We start from the raw sequence: 16,883 nt of genomic DNA, 5'->3' as shown, positions 1-16,883 counted from the left end.
GAACGGCCCGGCGTCAGCGGCCGAGCAGTTCCTTGATCCGCGGCCGGTCGGCGTAAGGGCTCTCGTCGCCGTAGTCGTGGACGATGTAGGGCGAGCTCTTCTGGTGGGTGAAGCGCAGCGTGAAGAACCAGGAGCCGAGCATTTCGCGTGGCTGGAACTGCAGTACCTCGTCGTTCTCGGCATCGAAGAACTGGACCCAGCCGTCGCCCTGCCACACCGGTCCCATCTCGACGTCGTCGCCGTAGTGCGCGACGAGGTCGTTGGCCAGCGGGCGGCCCTTGACCGAATCCCAGATGTAGCGGTGGCCCAGGAAGTGGGGGCAGGACCCCTGGACCCACTTGAACGGCGTGTCCTCGGGCCGGATGACCTCTTTGAGGTCGCCGTACAGGCGGTGCACCAGGCCCATGTTCTCGACGCTGGCGCAGATCCGGGCGCCGGCGTGAGCCTCGTTGTAGGTCGGGTGGAACGAGTGGAAGCTCGTCATTTGTACTTTTGCCCACTTGTGCGGCATTCCGACGAGTCTGCCGGTGTAGCCCAGCCAGTCCCGGTTGCCCCACGAGAAGGGCACGAAGTAGAACTCCTGGCCGCGGTAGGAGCAGGGAATCCAGAAGAAGGACTCGGTCTGGTTGAGCCGTTCGAAGCTGATGAACTCGGTCGCGTTGCGGCTGGTGTAGCCCCAGCGCTGGACGGCCTTAATGTACATGGTCCCGGAGCCGTCGAGTTCCAGTGGCTCAGGCACGTAGGCCCGGACCGCGTCGGGGTCGGCTTTGAAGCCGACGATCAGCACGTCGTCGGAGAGCACCAGGTCGGGTTCGGTGTTGAGGTCCATGAGGCTGGCCCGGCCGGTCGGGGACTGCGGCCACATCACGCCGACCTTGTTGCCGTGCATGGCTTTGGGGTTGCTCGTCTGCGTCATGTGAAGGCCTTCCTGGGAGAGCACGTCGTGATCGCTAGCCTCGCCGGAACATTCCGCCCTGTCAAACGTTGAACCCTGGTGTTTCAGCTCACGGAACGTTTTTCGTTGACGCTGCTATGCCGCAGGGCTAGGGTTCCGGTCATGTCGCCCGCCTCCGTGCTCCGAATTGATCGTTGATGACCGATGTGATGGCGTTGCTGTCCGCCCCGCTGGAGGCGGGTGGTCTGGCGTTGCGTAACCGGGTCGTGGTGCCGGCCCACACAACGAACTTCGCGCGGGACAACCTCGCTACCGAGCGTCTCGTGGCCTACCACGCGGAGCGTGCCCGGGGCGGCGCCGGCTTGATCATCACGGAGGCGATCCGGGTACATCCGACCAGCGCCGGGCGGTCCACCACGCTCGGAGCGTTCGGCGACGACTGCGTGGACCCGCTACGCGGGCTCACCGACGCGGTGCACGCGCACGGCGCGGCCATCGTCGCGCAACTGGTGCACACCGGGCGGCAGGCGCCGGGGGACGGGGGTCGGGTGGTCGCCTGGGCTCCGTCGGCCATTGCCTGGACCCCCGGAGCGCACGTTCCGCATGCCATGGACGCGGTGGAGATCGCCGTCGTCGTCCGGGCGTTCGCCGCCGCGGCACGACGGATGCGCCGGGCCGGCTTCGACGGAGTCGAGGTGCACGCCGGTCACGGCCACCTCATCCACCAGTTCCTGTCCCCGGTCAGCAACGTCCGGACCGACGGCTACGGTCGGGACGCGACGGGCCGGGCGCGCCTGCTGCGTGAGGTCCTGTCCGCCGTGTCCGAAAGTGCCGACGGCCTGCCGGTCGGGCTGCGGATCAGCGCGGACGAGTTCCTGCCGGGCGGCCTCACCCCGGCCGACATGGTCGAGATCGTCAGCGGCGTGCAGCGGGAGTTCCCGCTGGCCTTTCTCGATGTCAGTCACTCCGCATACCACGGCAGTTACACGCTGGCCACCCAGATCGCCGACATGACGTTTCCGCACGCGCCGTTCCGCCGGTTCCCCGCGATGTTCCGCCGCGCGGTGCCCGGCCTGCCGGTGATCGCCGTGTGCCGGCTGGACAGTCTGCCCGAGGCGGCCACCCTGATCGCCGACGGTAGCGCCGACCTTGTCGGCCTGGCCCGAGCCCACATCGCCGATCCGCACCTGTTTGACAAGGCGCGGGCTGGCCGTCAACACACGGTGCGCTCATGTGTGGCCTGCAACCAGGGCTGCCTCGGCCGCATCGAGGCCGGCCTCGACATGGCTTGTGTGGTGAACCCCCGCGCGGGTCGCGAGTGGCTGCCGGTCCCGGGGCCCGGCCCGTCGTGGTCGGTCCTCGTCGTCGGCGGCGGTCCGGCCGGTCTGTCGGCGGCGATCGAGTCCGCCCGCCGCGGGCACACGGTGACGTTGGTCGAAGCCGGTCCGGCTCTCGGCGGTCAGGTCGCCCGGCTGCGCGGTCTGGCCGCGCGTCGGCGGTTCGGCCTGCTGGTCGACGAGTTGGAACGCGACGCGCGGGCGGCTGGCGTACGGGTGCGGCTCGACACGCCGGCGACCGCGGACAGCGTGGCGGGCATGGACCCGGACGCGGTCGTGGTGGCCACCGGCTCGCGCCCGGTGCGTCGCCCGTTGGTCACCGGCCTGCCGCTACTGGACCTGTGGGAGGCGGTGACCGCGTTGCGCGACGCCCGCGATGGCGCCGGCCGCGAGGTGCTGATCTTCGACGACCACGGCGACTGGGCCGGCAGCGCCGTCGCCGAGCAGTACGCCCGGCAAGGCTGGCGGGTCCGGCTGGTGTCGCCGACGGCATCCTTCGCAGGGCGGATCACGACCTACTCGCGGCTGGCTCTGGTACGGCGGCTCGGGCTGCTGCGGGTCAAGGTGCACCCGCTGCGCCGGCTGGAACCGGAACCCGCACCGGACGGATCGCTGCGGCTGGTCGATGTCATCACCGGAGAAGTGGAGAAGCTCGCCGGCGTCCACAGCGTTGTGGACGCCGGTGCCGCGCGAGCCGACGACGGGCTTGTGCCGGCGTTGCACGAACGACTCGGACCCGACCGGGTGCACCTGGTGGGCGACGCGGTCGCGCCGCGTTCGGTGCTCGAAGCCGTGTACGAGGGACACCTCTGTGGCATGGGGCTCGCGGCGGGTCCAGGACCGAGGAGGATGTGATGATCGATATTGAGAAGGGGCTCACGCTCGACGAGCGTGCCTCCGTCGATTTCGTCCTGCAACTGCGCAAACAATGGGCCGGCACGGTCTATCCGGCACTCGTGGAGGAGTTCGGCGATCCGGCCGGGTCGTTGCCCGAGGCCACCCGCCGCCTGCACGAGCTCCCCCTTTACCCGTGGTTCAGCCATCTGGAGCGGACCCAGCAGAAGATGCTGTGGCGTACCGCCGGGGACACGGTGCTGCGCCGGGCCGACGAGCTGGTCGCTCAGGCGGGGGAGTCCAGCGGGCAGCGGGGATCGCTGGAGATCGGCGCTGATTTCGTCCTACCCGACTGGTACACCGCATACGACATCCACGTCCAGCCTGGCGGCTACTCCTCCCATGACCTGTCCGCCTACGTCTACGAGCTGGGCGCGCGCATCGTCATGTTGCGTGACAACGACGGCTACAAGTTCCATCGGCTGTTCGTGGAGACCGCGCTGCCGGACCAACCGCGGGCGAGCCGTATCGTCGACGTCGGCTGCGGGTTCGGTAAGAGCACCCGGCCGTTGGCCCGCCGCTACCCTAACGCCGAGGTGATCGGGCTCGACCTGTCGGCCCCCGGCCTGCGGCTGGCACACCGTGAGGCGGAGGACGAGGGCCTGGCGATTCACTACCGGCAGCGCGACGCGGTCGACACCGGAATCGAGCCGGGTTCCTGTGACGTGGTGACCGGCACCATGGTACTGCACGAGATGCCGGCCGACGTGATCGAACTGACTCTCGCCGAGGCGGCACGGCTGCTCAAGCCCGGCGGCCGCCTCGGCTTCCTGGAGTTCGCCCTGACCGGCGACGCGTTGCGCGACGCGACAGTGGTCGAGCACGCCGAACGCAACAACGAGCCCTACTTCCACGACCTGTTCCGCACCGACGCGGTGCGGATCTGCCGCCAGAACGGTCTGGTCGACGTGGCCTGGGTGCCCTTCGACGAGCGCGCCGCCGGGATCGCTCCGCAGGGATGGGGTGATCGCCGGGAGTGGCACTTCCCGTGGGCCGTGCTCACGGCGGCGAAGCCGATCGAGACGCAGGAGGTGACACCATGACGGCCGAATACGCCTACTTCACCGACCCACAGGTCGGAAAGCTGCTCGACCTCGTGCTGCAGCTGGCGACCGAGTTGCACGTGACCGATCACCGGCTGCGGGTGCTGGAGGCGGCGCTCGCCCGGCAGGGACATCTCGCGGTTGACGCCGTCGACACGTACGAGCCTGACGAGCGTGAGCGGGCGGAACTCGACCTGCGCCGCGACGGCTATCTCGGCCGGCTCATGCGGATCATCGCCGAGGCAGGTCCGGCCGAGCACCCGCTGCGCACCGAATGGGAGCAACGGCTGCAGGGCAAGACGACATGACGGCACCGACCGAGCCCGCGGTCGATCCGAGCGCGGCGCTCGACGCGGTCGACCGCCACCTCGACGAGTTCGTCGACCGGCTGCGGGACCTGTGCCGGCTCCGCAGCCGGCGCCAGGAGCCCGCCGGTATGGCAGCGGCGGCCCAGTTCGTCGCCGAAGAGTTGCGACAGTGGGGCGGCACCGCCGACATCGTCGAGTGGGAGAATTCCTACCCCTACGTCCTCGGCGAGATCGACGGTGGCCCGCGGCGGCTGCTGCACTTTCTCCACTACGACGTGGAGATCGAACCGACCGGTGATGAGAGTGCGTGGACCAGTCCTCCGTACGCGGCCGAGATCCGCCAGGGTCGGCTGTTCGCCCGTGGCGTGGCCGACGACAAGGGCGCGCTGATGTCGAGGATCCACGCGGTGGCGGCGTGGCGTCTCGCCGGGCTGACCCCGCCGGTGACGAGCATCTTCCTGATCGAGGGCAAGCGCCGACTGGACAGTCCCGGTCTGCCGTCGTTCGTTCGCCGGCACGCCGACCGGCTCGCCAGCGACGGCACCCTGTGGGAGAACTCGTGGTCGGACGCCCTCGGACGGCCACTGCTCAAGCTCGGTGAGAAGGGCCTGCTCTACCTGACCCTGTCGGTACGCACCTTGAATCGGGACCTGACCAGCCAGAACGCGGCTCTGCTACCGTCGGCGTCACATCGACTCGTCGCGGCCCTGGCCAGCCTGCACCATCCGGACGGCCGGGTCCGGGTTCCCGGCTTCTACACCGACGTGCGCCCGGTGACAGCGCACGAGCGGCAGCTGCTCGACCAGATCGAGTTCGACGGTGAGTTCCTGCGTCGCCGGTCGGGCGTGACCGGGTTCGTCGGTGGTGTCGACGACCGCGAGGCGACGTCGGTCGTGCGCACCGTGCCGACGCTGACCATCGCCGGCGTCGAGACCGGCGACAACCGTCCCGACGTGACGCTCGGCCTGCCGTCGCAGGCGACCGCGAAGGTCGAGATCCGGCTGGTGGCCGGTCAGCGGCCGGAGCGGATTCTGCGGTCGGTCGAGGAGCACCTGCGGGAGCAGGGGTTCGCCGATGTACGGGTGGAAGTGGTGGCGAGCAACGCGCCCAACGCCACCGACCACCGGGACCCGTTCGTGGCGCTCGTCGCCGACGCGGCGCGCCGTGCGTACGGCCACGAACCGGTCATCGAGCCCTACACCACCTGGGTCGGCAATCAGGCCGCGCTCGGCGACCGGCCGATCGTCGGCATCGGTGTCTCCCGCGCTGACTCGGGGTTCGACGGGCCGGACGAGAACGTACGGATCGACGACTACCGGTCGGGCATCCGTCATGTCGTGGAGATCATGGCAGCCATGGCGGACGGCGGGGCGCGACGACCGACCGACGACGAAGGAGCTCTGCGGTGACCACACCCGACCTGGACCTGCTGATTCGAGACGTCGACGTGGTGCGGGCCGGGGTCGACACGCCGACCCGTGCCGACATCGGCGTACGCGCCGGACGGTTCGCGGAGATCGCGTCCGGCATCGATCCGGCCCGTGCGGCGGCCCTGCTGGACGGCGGTGGGCGGCTCGCGTTTCCCGGCGTCGTTGACGCGCACCAGCACTGGGGGATCTACAACCCGCTGGCAGAGGACGCGGCGAGTGAGAGCCGGGCCGGCGCGCTTGGCGGAGTGACGACCGCGCTCAACTACATCCGGACCGGCCAGTACTACCTCAACCGCGGCGGCCCGTACGCGGACTTCTTCCCCGAGGTGCTCGAACGTACCAACGGCCGGTCTGTGATCGACTTCGGCTTCCACCTGGCGCCGATGACGGCCGAGCACATCGACGAGATCCCGATGCTGATCGACCGGCACGGGGTCACGTCGTTCAAGATCTTCATGTTCTACGGCAGTCACGGGCTGCACGGCCGGTCGACCGACCAGAGCGGTTTCCTGATGATCCCGCCGGACCAGTCCTACGACTACGCGCATTTCGAGTTCGTGATGCGGGCCGTTCAGGCAGCTCGCGAGCAACGACCGGACCGGGCCGACAGCATCTCGCTGTCGCTGCACTGCGAGACACCGGAAATCATGCGGGCCTACACCAAACTCGTCGAGCAGGACCCACAGTTGACCGGTCTGGCCGCCTACCATGCCTCCCGCCCGCCGCATTCGGAGGGTCTCGCGGTGACGATCGCGGCGTTCCTCGCCGATGAGACCAGCCTGGCCACGGTCAACCTCCTGCACCTGTCGTCCGGCAAGGCGGTCACCGCCGCCCTGCGGATGGCCCGGACGTTCCCGCACATCGACTTTCGCCGCGAGGTCACGATCGGACATCTCCTGACCGATGTGGAGTCGGCCCGGGACAACGGCGGGAAGGTGAACCCGCCGGTGCGGCCCAGGGCCGATGTCGAGGCGTTGTGGGAGCACGTCGTCGCCGGAGAGGTCGACTGGGTGGTCAGCGATCACGCGTGCTGCCGCAGCGAGTACAAGTTCGGTGCCGACCCGGGTGACGTCTTCGCCGCCCGGTCCGGGTTCGGCGGCGCGGAGTACCTGCTGACCGGGCTGCTGACCGAGGGCGGTAAGCGGGGGCTGAGCCCCGGGCGCATCGCCGACCTGACCGCGGGCGCGCCGGCCCGCCGGTTCGGCCTGCTCACCAAGGGCGACATCGCGGTCGGCCTCGACGCCGACCTGTGTCTCGTCGACCCGAATGACACCTGGACGGTACGGGCGGCCGACTCACCGTCGACCCAGGAGTACTCGCCGTTCGAGGGGGTCGAGATGACCGCCCGGGTGACCGACACGTTCGTCCGTGGCGTGCCGGTCGTGTCAGCAGGTGCCGTGACCACCGGACCAGCCACCGGCCGCTACATCTCCCGATCCGGTGGCGAGGGAACAGGCAGCGAGGGGTAGGGCGATGATCGATCCCGTTTACACCGCACGGGTGACCGCGACCGGGGGCCGGGGCGGGCGGGTGCGCTCGGCCGACGGCGTGCTCGATATCGCGCTCGTCCGCCCTCCGGGGCTCGGCGGCTCGGGGGTCGACGGCGACGGCACCAACCCCGAGCAGCTGTTCGCGGCCGGATACTCGGCCTGCTTCCACTCCGCCCTGACGGTGGTGGCGAGGGCCGCGCGGATCGGCGTCGCCGAATCGTCGGTCACGGCGGACGTGACCATCGGCAAGCATCCTGACGGCGGCTACGGCCTGGCTGTGACGCTGGACGTACGGCTGCCGGGAGCGCCGCCGGACGTGGCGCAGCGGCTGGTCCGGCAGGCGCACGCGCTGTGCCCCTATTCCCGGGCGACCCGCGGCAACATCGTGGTGACGATCGTGGTCAACGGGGGGTGACGTCGGCGCGGCCGACGTCACGCATGAGGCCCGGGATCGTCGAATCGTCTTCGCCCAGTCGGGCGACAACGGCGATGACCCGGTCCCGGGCCTCTGGGTCGAGCCGGCCGACCACGTTGTCGCGAAACTTGCGGTGCAGCTCGTCAGGGCTCAGCCGGCGTTGGGGACCACCCCGGGTGTACATCACCCGCTCGACGAGCTCTCGGCCGTCCACCGTACGGACCCGTACCGCCGCCGGGAACTGGTGCGGGAAGACGCGGGTGCACTCCGGGTCCTCGACGACCGTCACCTTGGCCATGATGTCCCGCCGGAGCGGGTCCTGGGCCCGGGCGTCGGTGAAGTCGGCGCGGGCGGCCCCCAGTCCACTCCCGCCTAGCAGGCCGACCGTGACCGCGTAGGGCCCGCTGAACTGGGCCTGGTATCCGGTCTTCGGCGTCCGTTTGACCTCGATCGGTTCGCCGATCGTCCGGATGACCGGCCCCGGAGCCAGCACGGTGATCTCGGCGGCGTCGGCGGGACGCAACCCGGCCCGGCGCAACGCGTCGGCAGCGTCGATCACCGCGTGGAGGAAGTGGTTGGCCGGGTAGGGCTTGACGAACAGATCACGGGTGAGCCATTCGCGGCCCAGCCCGTCAATCACCGCCTCCGGGCGCGAGTCGTCGCGGAGGAACGCCTGGAGCAGACCGAATCGACCCTCGATGACTGTCGGCGGTCCGGTGAAACCGGCCAGGCTCAGCTCGGCGGCCCGCACGGCCGACTGGGCGGCCCAACCGCAGTGGATGCGCTTCACCGTACCGCCGGCGCGGTTGGCCTCGATGACGCCCGAGGCCATCGAGGCGGCCAGACCGACCGCTGCGGCGATCCCCCCCGGATCGAGGTCGGCCAGCACCGCCGCGGCGACTGCTCCGCCGACAGTCCCGCAGATGGACGTGGCGTGCTGTCCGTGTCGGAAATACACCGAGTCGCCGCTGGCCGGATCGTATCCGGCCATGCCCAGCCGGATGCAGGTCTCGATGCCGGCAGCGAACGCGGCCATGGCCTTCGCGTCGTCGGCCCCGAAGCGCTCCGCGGCGGCCAGGACGGTCGGTACGAGGGTGGCACTGGGGTGCAGTACCGATGGAAGGTGGGTGTCGTCGTAGTCGAGCGAGTGCGCCAGCACGCCGTTGGCGAACGCGGCGTCGACGGCCGACACCGGACCGGGCAGCCCGATCGCGTGTGCCTGGGGCGAGCCATTGGCAGAGACGTATGTCAGCGCGGCGCGGCTGGTGTCAAGGTCGAGCGCGGCGACGCTGACCCCGAGCGTGTCGAGAATTCGGGCGCGCAGGTTCTCGACGACATCGGCCGGCAGATCGGCGAGGCCCAGGTTGTGGGCGAACGCGGCTACGGTGTGCGCGATCGGTTCAGTCACCGCAGCGCACCGCCAGGGGGCGTACCGGAGAGCCGGTCGCTCCGGTGATGGCCAGTGGCGCCAGCACGAACGTGAACTGGTAGGTCTCGCTGCCGGCGAGTCCCTCCAGCGCCATCGCCTCGATCAGGTATATGCCGTGTTCGACGAGCAGGATCCGGTGGGCGGGTAGGAGGCTGTGCCCGGCCCCGGGCGCGAGGCACTCGAACGCGATGGTGTCCGCGCCGGCCGCGTGGACACCGTGCTCGACGAGCCAGCGGGCACCGGCTGCGCTGATTCCGGGAACCCCGTCGGCGGCCCCGACGAACGCGGCCGGCTCGCCGAACAGCTGTGACCACCCGGTACGGATCAGGACGACGTCGCCGGGTTCCGGTGGTGTCCCCTGAAGCTGGACCACTGCGTCAAGGTCGGCAGGAGTGATCTCGTAGCCCGGCTCGCACCGGGACAGGCCGAGGGTGCGGGGAACGTCGAGCAGGATCCCACGGCGGAACATCGGATCGATCTGCTCGGCCCCGTGTACGGCGAAGCGACCGCCACGCATGGCGTCGGCCACTGGGATGTCGTCGAACAGACGCCCGTCCTGCGAGACGTGGGACAAGGCGTCGATGTGGGTGCCGACGTGGGTGCCGGTGAGGATGAGATCGTTGGCGGCCGAACCGCCGTCAGCGCGTACAGCGTCACCGTGTCGTCGCGGTACGTGGTGTTGAAACGCTGGATGGTTGGGCGACTGAGGCATGCCGGGAAACAGCGGATGGCCGAGGTCGAACACGCGGACGCCCTGGCCGAGCGCGGCGAGTAACGCGTCGGCCGGCGGGCCGGGCGAGGTCGATGACGCACTGACGGCAGCGTCCGGCGTGACCACGCCGGACACGGAGCTGTTGTTCACGCTGACTCCATTGTTCCGCTGGGTAGAACGATACCGAGGTGATGTTCTGCAAGGTACCGAAGGTGAGCGGCCGGGGCCAAGATCTCGTGCCGAACGCGGGCTATCGTTGCGCTCGGAGTGCGGCCGTGGTCACGGTGCGTCCGCCGAGGTGGGCGCGGCTTTGCCTCCACCCGTCGGGCGCGGGGACGCCAGGTGGACATCCCGTGACGTGGTCCTCGCCACACCGCGATGCCCGGGTCGTCGGCGATCGGGTTTCAGGTCTGTTTCGGCCCGCTCGTGACTCCGGGCGAAACGTCTGGATCGTGCCCTTGGGGTCGTTCTGGCCTGCCTGGGCCCGTGAAGGGCCGGACCTTGACACCCGACGGCATGCCCTCAAGAATCCAGAACATCATGGCGCTCCTGTTCTAGCCGGTGGAACGCCAGACGAAAGCCGCGGTCGCGGCGTTTCAGTCAGGATGTGAGGGCAGACAATATGGATGGGTTTAGCCTCATACGGGAAGCAGGCCATTACCGGGTCACCCGCCGTGGCCTGGTCAAGGGAAGCGCCGGCGGGTTGACGCTGGGCGCACTGGCGCTCGCCGGTTGTTCCGGCGGAACCGGTGATTCCGCGACGCCGGGTATGGCGACGGTGGACATGGCGCTTGAGCCATCCACGCTCAACGGCCTGACCATCAACAACCAGTACATCTCATGGGTCAACCGGCACGTTCAGGAACGGCTCTACGACATCGACCCCAACTCGACCGAGCTGATCCCGCGCCTCGCGGAGGGACAGCCGACGATCATCGACGATCTGACCGTCGAGGTGAAGATCCGCTCGGGCATCCGGTTCCACAACGGCGATGAGCTGACCGCCGAAGACGTGGCCGCCACCATCAACGCGGGCAATCAGCAGGGCCGGGTCTGGATTTTCCATTTGCGGCCGTTGGCCAACGTCGAGGCCGTCGACGCCACCACCGTCCGGTTCACGCTCCAGAACCCGTGGGGCCTGCTACCGCTGAAACTCGCCCTCATCCCGATCATCCACCGCGACTTTCTCGACCGTGACGACGAGATGATGGGTACGGGCCCCTACCGGCTCGACTCCCACCAGCCAGGGGTGCAGATCAGGCTGGCGGCCAACGCCGAATACCGTGACGGGGCGCCGGCGATCTCGGAGATCATCTTCCGGATCGTGCCGGAGCCGGGTGCCCGCATGGTCAACCTGACGCAGGGCAGCTCCAGCATTTACCCGGCCGTATCGACCGTCGACGCCAGCCGTATCGCCTCCGATTCCAACCTGGTCCTGGCCGAGGCCGCGGCGCCGGTTCTGATCACCATGCGGCCCAACTGCGCCCATCCTGTTCTGCGGGACGAGCGGGTACGGCAGGCACTCGCCTTCGCGATCAACCGCGGGCGGATGCGCGACGTGGTGTTCGGCGGTCGGGCCGAGATCGGCCAGGGCCCGGTCGGACCGGGGCATGAGGGCTGGGAATACACCACGAGGATCTACGAGGAGGATCCCGACCTCGACCGGGCCCGGTCGTTGCTGGCCGAAGCCGGGTACGCCGATGAGGAAATCTCCTTCACCTGGGTGGCGCAGGACGACACCGTCCTGCGCGACGTCGGTGCCGTGCTCGCGGCCGACTGGGCCGCCATCGGCCTTAACGCCGAGCTGCACTTCCTGCAGCAGGGCGACTGGCTCTCGTCGACCACGAAGGGCGGCCCGTGGGGGTTCAAGATCGCCTACGAAATGGCCGGTACCGGGCAGGGACGCAGCATCGACGGGAGCGTCGGATCCCTCATGGCCGACAGCGCCTCGAACTCCACCTCGTTCATCGACGAAGAGTCGACCGCGATCGCCAAGCGGGCCGAAGTCGCCGCCGACGCCACGGAGCGGGTCAGGCTCTACGCGCAGTGGAGCGACATGCTCGCGACCAAGGCGGCCTACATCCCGCCGGTGTACCCGCTGTTCCTGATCGGTCACCGCAGGGAGGTCACCGGTCTCGATCCGGCCGCCTACCGGCTCAACGCCTTCGACCTGTCGACGGCCACCATCGCGGCATAGGACGACGGGGATGACGCGCGTCATCGGGGTCGACGTCGGGGGCACGTTCACCGACGCCGTGCTCGTCGAGGCCGGCCGCCACGTCTGCGTGGCGAAGGTCCCGTCCACGCCGGACGATCCGTCGCGCGCCATCGCCGCCGCTGTGGAACAGATCCGCACGGAGCGGGACGCCCGGACCCTTCTGGTTCACAGCACGACGGTCGCGACCAATGCGATCATCGCCCGCGCTGGTGCCCGATGCGGCATCATCACCACCCGCGGCTTCCGCGACGTGGTCGAGATGGGGCGCCGGGACCGGCCGGAGATCTACGGCTTCGCCGGTGCGCACCGGCCGGTCGTGGCCCGGCGCGACCGGATCGAGGTCCGTGAGCGGCTGGCTCACGACGGAGTCGTGGTCGAAGCGCTGGACCTGGACGAGGTACGCGACGCCGGCCGGCAGCTGCTGTCGGCCGGCGTCCAGGCGGTCGTGGTCTGCTTTCTGCACTCCGACGTCAATCGCCGCCATGAACAACAGGCGATGGCGGCGCTGCGCGAATTCTGGCCCGAACCGCGTTACGTGACCGGCTCGGCTGATGTCTACGCCGAGGCCGGGGAGTTCGTCCGGTTCGCCACCGCGGCTACCAACGGCTACCTGCAACCGGTGGTCGGAGCCTATCTGGGGCGACTCGCGGGCCGGCTGGCCGACATCGGGCACACCGGTGACGTGCTCGTGATGCAGTCCAACGGTGGGGTCGCCTCGATCGAGCAGACCCGTGATCTGGCGATCGGTGTAGCCCGCTCAGGCCCGGTGGCCGGCGTGCTCGCGGCGGTCGGGCTCGCCGGGCGTGCCGGGCTGACCAACCTGGTCACCTGCGACATCGGCGGCACCAGCTCCGACGTGTCGGTCGTCGTCGACGGCCGGCCACGATACGTCAATGACGCGGCCCTCGGCTTCCGGCTCCCGCTGGTCACGTCAAGCGTGGACGTCGTGGCGGTCGGCGCCGGCGGTGGCAGCATCGCGCGCGTCGACGAGCTCGGCGTGCTGACCGTGGGGCCGGAATCGGCCGGTGCCGATCCGGGTCCCGCCTGCTACGGCCTCGGTGGTACCGCGCCCACGGTCACCGACGCCGCCCTGCTGCTGGGCCGTATCGACCCGGACGCCCGGTTCGGCACCGGCCGGCAACACCGGCTCGACCCCGAGTTCGCTGCGGCAGCTGTCAAGCCGGTCGCCGACGCGCTGGGTATCTCGGCGCAGGAGGCCGCGTCGGGCATCCTGGCCGTGGCCACCACCACGATGGGTAACGCGATCCGGTCGGTACTGACCGCCCGCGGCCACGACCCACGCGAGTTCACGCTCGTCGTGTTCGGTGGAGGTGGCGGATTGCACGTGTGCCCGTTGCTACGGGAGACCGGCATGCGGGCGGCTCTCGTACCGCCCCGACCCGGACTGGTCAGCGCGCTCGGTTGTGCCCTGGCCGACCTGCGGTACGAGAACAGCCGATCGTGGCCGACCACGGCAGCTCAGCTGGACGACGCGGACACCGTGGCCACGCTGCACCGGATGCTCGACGACCAGGAGCAGACGCTGCGAGAGCGGCTGACCGAGACAGGCATCGCGGCTCGTGACGTCGACATCGTCGTGGAGGGCGACATGCGCTACCGAGGGCAGAGCCATCACTTGCGGGTCCCGCTCGAACGGCCGATCAGCCGCGCCGGGGCGGAGCGGCGGTTCCGGGACGCCTACCGGCTGCGGTACGGCCGGACTTTGGCAGACGGCCTGGTCGAGATCGTCACACTGAGATCGACGCTGGTGGCCCGGCACGGAGCCGCAGCGGCGGGAGTTCGGCCGGCGACGCCCCGTACCGGCGCCCCGATCATCGCCTCCGATGCCGCGGCCCGGCACCGGGAAGAGGTGCAGCCGGGCGAGCACCTGCTCGGGCCGCTGCTGCTGTCCAGCGAGGACGCCACGGTCTACCTCGAAGCCGGGTACGTGGCCGATGTCGACGCGGAGCGGAACCTGCTCATCCGGGAACAGTCATGACGGCCGGCGACGATCGACGTCCGAGCGCCGACGTCGATCCGACGACACTGGCGGTCCTGCGGGCCGCGTTACAACAGGTCGCCACCGAGATGGACACCACCCTGGTGCGGTCGGCCTTCTCCCCGGTCATCTCCGAGATGGACGACCGCGCGTCCGGCCTCTACGACGCGATGGACGGCGCGACGATCGCCCAGGGGCCGGACAGCATGCCGATCTTCGTCGCAGGTATGGGATACGCCGTCGGCCGTACCATCGGGCTGTTGCGTGAGCGCGGTCGGCTCGACGACTTGCGCGGCGGCGATGTCTACATCTTCAACGACCCGTACGCCGGAGGAACCCACGCGCCGGACGTCAAACTCCTCGCTCCCTACCTCGTCGACGGCGAACTGTTCTGCTGGCTGGCGACGAGTGGACACTGGCTGGACATCGGCGGCAGCCTTCCTGGCTCGGTCGTGCCGGACGCGACCGAGTGCTACGAGGAAGGGCTGCGTATCCCGCCTGTGCTGCTGCACCGGGCCGGCCGGGAATGCCCTGACGTCGCGGATCTGATCTTCGGCAACATCCGGGCACCACAGCTGCAGCGAGCCGACCTCGAAGCGATGCTCAACGGACTCCGGGTCGGCCGACGCCGCATGGACGAACTGCTGGCCCGATACGGTGCCGGCACCGTGCGGGCCGCGATCGCGCAGCTGCGGACGCGGGCGGCCCAGCGGATGCGGCAGATCGTCGCCGAGCTGCCGGACGGGGAGTACCCGTTCGAGGACCACCTCGACGACGACGGTGCCGGCGGCGGGCCGATGCTGCTGCGCCTCGCCCTGCGGATCGCCGGCGACACGATGACCTTCGACTTCACCGGTTCGGCCGGCCCTGCCTGCGGTCCGATGAATCTCAGCCGGGACACGACGGCGGCCGCCGCGTTCATCGCGATCAAGCACATGTTCCCGGACCTGCCGGTCAACGGGGGCGCGCTCGAGCCGGTCAGGCTCGTCATCGACGACAGCTCCTTCCTCAACGCGGTCCGGCCCGCGCCCGTCGGCGGCTACCTCGACTGCGCCTCCCGGGTGATCACCGTCGTGCTGGGCGCACTCGGCAGATGCGTGCCCGAGCACGTGCCCGCCGACTGGTTCGGGACATCAGCGGTCATGTCCCTGTCCGCGACCGGCCGCGACGGACGACCCGCGGCGATCCCGCTGCCAGCCGCCGGGGGCATGGGCGCACTTCCCGACGACGACGGGCTCGTCAACGCGCCACCGCCCCACGGAACCGCGAAGTACCCGCCGGTGGAGACGATGGAACGACGGTTCCCGATCCGATTCGACCGCATCGAGCTGGCGGCCGACTCCGCCGGCGACGGTCTGCACCGCGGCGGACTGGGCAACACCTACCAGATCACGTCTCTCGACCCGTCTGTGTCGATCAGCATCATCGGGGACCGGGCGCGGTTCGCCCCGTTCGGCGTGCGCGGCGGCACCGACGCCCGGGCGTTGACCGTGCACCTGGACGTGGAGGGGCGACGACGGGACCTCCCCGGTGCGAAGGTGCGGCACGTGCGGCTGAGACCCGGCGACGGCGTGACACTGCGCTCACCCGGCGGAGGCGGGTGGGGCGATCCCCGACACCGTCCTCCGGCCGCCGTCACGGCCGACCTTCGCGACGGCTACATCACCATGGCCCGCGCACAGGCGGTGTACGGCCGGCGGAACCCTTCGGAAGAGGAGTAGCGATCGATGGCAGGATACGTGGTCCGGCGGGTGATCGGTTCGTTCGTCGTCCTCCTGGCGGTGGCCACCCTGGTGTTCGTGCTGGTGGACTTCGCCCCCGGCGACCCGGCCCGGATCTACGCCGGCGCGTACGCCACCGAGGAGGACGTGGCTGCCATCCGTACGCTGATGGGGCTGGACGGGTCGCTGCCGGAACGCTACTGGGCGTACCTGTCCAACGCCGTCACGGGTGACCTGGGCCAGTCCGTCTTCACCGGCCGCGACGTGCTGACCGAGGTGCTGGAGCGGGCCCCGGCCACCGTCGAACTGGCGATCGTGGCACTGATCGTGGCGACCCCGCTGGGCGTCGCACTCGGCCGGCTCGCCGGCGCACGGTACGGGTCGAAGCTCGACACGGCGATCCGGGTCGGCACGCTCGTCAGCTTCTCCGTCCCCGGCTTCTGGCTCGCGCTACTGCTGTTGTTCCTGTTCGGTCTCTACCTACCGGGGATCGTGCCGACCGGCGGCTGGGTGCCGTTGACCGAGGACCCGCTCGGCAACATCCAGCACATGATTCTGCCGGTGCTCGTCCTCGCCCTACCGTATGTGGCGATCATCGCGCGGACCCTGCGGGTATCCATGTTGGACGCGCTCGGCCGCGACTACGTCATGTTCGCCCGGGCGATGTCGTTGTCGCCGAGGGCGGTCAACGGGCGGGTGGCGCTGCCGAACGCGATGATTCCGACGGCGACGGTCATCGGGTTGGCCCTGGCCTACCTGATCGGTGGCACGGTGATCGTGGAGGTGGTGTTCACCATTCCCGGGATCGGTCAGCTGATGATCGACTCGTTCGAGAAGCAGGACTTCCCGGTCGCGATCGGGTGCACCCTGTTCATCGCGCTGTTCTGCGTGGTGCTGAACCTTGTGGTCGACCTGCTGTACGCGGTGATCAATCCCAGAGTCCGTGAACTCTACCGCCAGCGGGTCTCGGTCCGGGACCTCTAGGAAGGAAC

General features: G+C 69.7%; 13 protein-coding genes. 10 read left to right on the top strand and 3 right to left on the bottom strand.

Annotation, left to right across the window (positions count from 1 at the left end; translation table 11 throughout):
* Window positions 1-13: 13 nt before the first annotated feature.
* The gene (locus ACN27J_RS18675) at window positions 14-916 is read right to left on the bottom strand and encodes an acetoacetate decarboxylase family protein (protein ID WP_278110329.1); all 903 of its coding nucleotides are present in this window, start codon (window positions 914-916) and stop codon (window positions 14-16) included.
* A gap of 176 nt (window positions 917-1,092) precedes the next feature.
* On the opposite strand from ACN27J_RS18675, the gene ACN27J_RS18670 reads away from it, so the two are divergent.
* Genes ACN27J_RS18670 through ACN27J_RS18645 form a run of 6 tightly spaced genes read left to right on the top strand, consistent with a single transcriptional unit; the run spans window position 1,093 to window position 7,812 of the window.
* Window positions 1,093-3,087, top strand: coding sequence for an FAD-dependent oxidoreductase (locus ACN27J_RS18670; protein ID WP_421367886.1), 1,995 nt, complete (start codon window positions 1,093-1,095; stop codon window positions 3,085-3,087).
* Entirely contained in the window at window positions 3,087-4,169 is a 1,083-nt protein-coding gene (locus ACN27J_RS18665; RefSeq protein WP_421367884.1) for a class I SAM-dependent methyltransferase, read from the top strand. The genes ACN27J_RS18670 and ACN27J_RS18665 overlap by 1 nt, the downstream gene beginning before the upstream one ends.
* Complete coding sequence (locus ACN27J_RS18660; RefSeq protein WP_278110326.1) at window positions 4,166-4,477, top strand: hypothetical protein; 312 nt, start codon at window positions 4,166-4,168, stop codon at window positions 4,475-4,477. The genes ACN27J_RS18665 and ACN27J_RS18660 overlap by 4 nt, the downstream gene beginning before the upstream one ends.
* A complete protein-coding gene (locus ACN27J_RS18655) occupies window positions 4,474-5,886 on the top strand; it encodes a M20/M25/M40 family metallo-hydrolase (RefSeq protein ID WP_421367881.1) in 1,413 nt (470 codons plus the stop codon). The genes ACN27J_RS18660 and ACN27J_RS18655 overlap by 4 nt, the downstream gene beginning before the upstream one ends.
* Entirely contained in the window at window positions 5,883-7,376 is a 1,494-nt protein-coding gene (locus ACN27J_RS18650; RefSeq protein WP_421367879.1) for a dihydroorotase, read from the top strand. Before ACN27J_RS18655 ends, ACN27J_RS18650 begins: the two co-directional genes overlap by 4 nt.
* A gap of 4 nt (window positions 7,377-7,380) precedes the next feature.
* A complete protein-coding gene (locus ACN27J_RS18645; protein WP_278110323.1) occupies window positions 7,381-7,812 on the top strand; it encodes an organic hydroperoxide resistance protein in 432 nt (143 codons plus the stop codon).
* Here ACN27J_RS18645 and ACN27J_RS18640 read toward each other — a convergent pair.
* Both ACN27J_RS18640 and ACN27J_RS18635 read right to left on the bottom strand, forming a co-directional pair.
* Complete coding sequence (locus ACN27J_RS18640; RefSeq protein WP_421367877.1) at window positions 7,799-9,220, bottom strand: MmgE/PrpD family protein; 1,422 nt, start codon at window positions 9,218-9,220, stop codon at window positions 7,799-7,801. The two genes, ACN27J_RS18645 and ACN27J_RS18640, sit on opposite strands and share 14 nt — an antisense overlap.
* Window positions 9,213-10,103: a cyclase family protein gene (locus ACN27J_RS18635; protein WP_421367875.1), complete on the bottom strand. Its 891-nt coding sequence runs from the start codon at window positions 10,101-10,103 to the stop codon at window positions 9,213-9,215. The genes ACN27J_RS18640 and ACN27J_RS18635 overlap by 8 nt, the downstream gene beginning before the upstream one ends.
* Window positions 10,104-10,737: 634 nt before the next feature.
* On the opposite strand from ACN27J_RS18635, the gene ACN27J_RS18630 reads away from it, so the two are divergent.
* From ACN27J_RS18630 to ACN27J_RS18615, 4 genes are read left to right on the top strand one after another with little or no spacing between them, the layout of a single operon-like run.
* Entirely contained in the window at window positions 10,738-12,150 is a 1,413-nt protein-coding gene (locus tag ACN27J_RS18630; RefSeq protein WP_421367873.1) for an ABC transporter substrate-binding protein, read from the top strand.
* 10 nt (window positions 12,151-12,160) lie between these two features.
* Entirely contained in the window at window positions 12,161-14,170 is a 2,010-nt protein-coding gene (locus ACN27J_RS18625) for a hydantoinase/oxoprolinase family protein (RefSeq protein ID WP_421367870.1), read from the top strand.
* Complete coding sequence (locus ACN27J_RS18620) at window positions 14,167-15,891, top strand: hydantoinase B/oxoprolinase family protein (protein WP_421367868.1); 1,725 nt, start codon at window positions 14,167-14,169, stop codon at window positions 15,889-15,891. The genes ACN27J_RS18625 and ACN27J_RS18620 overlap by 4 nt, the downstream gene beginning before the upstream one ends.
* A gap of 6 nt (window positions 15,892-15,897) precedes the next feature.
* Window positions 15,898-16,875 (top strand): ABC transporter permease, encoded by a 978-nt coding sequence (locus ACN27J_RS18615; protein ID WP_278110317.1) that lies wholly within the window; start codon window positions 15,898-15,900, stop codon window positions 16,873-16,875.
* Window positions 16,876-16,883: the final 8 nt, after the last annotated feature.

The organism is Solwaraspora sp. WMMB762, assembly GCF_049179115.1.
Taxonomy (GTDB): Bacteria; Actinomycetota; Actinomycetes; order Mycobacteriales; family Micromonosporaceae; genus Micromonospora_E.
Note: the sequence above shows the minus strand (reverse complement) of the source record. Positions and strands in the feature narration are given on the sequence as shown.